This window comes from Acidithiobacillus sp. TH-A36 (genome assembly GCF_057473445.1).
Genome location: NZ_JBYCKP010000323.1, coordinates 1 through 1,078 on the forward strand (window position 1 = coordinate 1; position 1,078 = coordinate 1,078).

The following is a 1,078-nucleotide window of genomic DNA, read 5'->3' on the forward strand; positions in this document are numbered from 1 at the left end:
GGTTTTCTGGCTGGAATCGCCCATGTATTGAACAGTGCCATCACTCTGTAGCTGAAATGGCGGCGTCTGGGCATTGGACCCGCCATAGATATAAGTACCATTGGCATCCTGCGTATTGGCCAATTGCACCAGTTGCTGCAAATTTCCCTGCATGGTCGTTACAGCATTTTGCAGGTCATTGGAATTGACCGTGGCATTATTCATCTGCACCGCCAGTTGCTGCACCTGATTCATCAGGGTGCCGACACTTTGCAAGGTACTGGAACTCATACTGAGGCCCTGCTGAGCGTAAGTATTACTTTGTTGATAGCTACCCAGATTGGCAATTTTGGTATTGAGATTCAAAACCTGAGCATTACCCACAGGATCGTTGGTAGGGTTGATCAGCGCATTGCCGGTGGACAGCTGCTGCGAAAGATTATTCAGCGTACTTTGTTGGTTCAACAAGGAATACAGGCTGCTTTGGTAAAATTCCTGGGTGCTGACGCGCATGCTGTTCTCCTTATAGAGCCTGTATCAATGACTGAAACAAGGTACTGCCCACAGAAATGGCTTTCGCCGCCGCCTGATAGGCCTGCTGATACTGAATCAGACTGGCGGCTTCCTGATCCAGATTCACGCCGGAAACCGCTTGCTGCGAGGCCTGGGCCGACTGCAAAACCGTGAGCTGGGCCTGGGCGTTATTCTGGGCCTGAGCGGCCTGATTGGTTACCTGAGTGAGTAATTGCGCGGCATTATCATTAAAAGTTGCCGTTCCATTGTTCAAAACCTTGCTGGTGGCCAACGCGGCCATCGCCTGGGCATTGCCGTTACTCCCCGCCCCGCCGGGACTCAAGGTAAACGCATCGCCGGAAGCCGCCAGGGTGCCACTGAGATTCACTTGCCAATAACCGCCTGTAGGCTTGGGGTACGGGATGTCGATGAGCGTACCGGAACCACCCAGGCTGACAGTTCCAGAACCTATCACCGAACCAGTGCCCGACCCGGAAGAAATCTGGAAGGTCGCCGAACCTCCCTGACTGGCACCACTGGTCATGGTGATCTGCAAATTAGTCGGAAATGACGATATGTCGCTAGG

2 protein-coding genes are annotated in these 1,078 nt (G+C 53.0%); both read right to left on the minus strand.

Going from position 1 to position 1,078, the window contains the following annotated elements; genetic code table 11:
* Positions 1–492, minus strand: a 492-nt coding sequence (gene flgL, locus AC2VLY_RS08650) for a flagellar hook-associated protein FlgL (RefSeq protein WP_486922111.1), incomplete at its 3' end; no start/stop codon positions are given.
* A 10-nt stretch (positions 493–502) separates the two neighbouring features.
* On the minus strand, positions 503–1,078 hold a 576-nt coding region (locus tag AC2VLY_RS08655), incomplete at its 5' end, for a flagellar basal body rod C-terminal domain-containing protein (protein ID WP_486922112.1).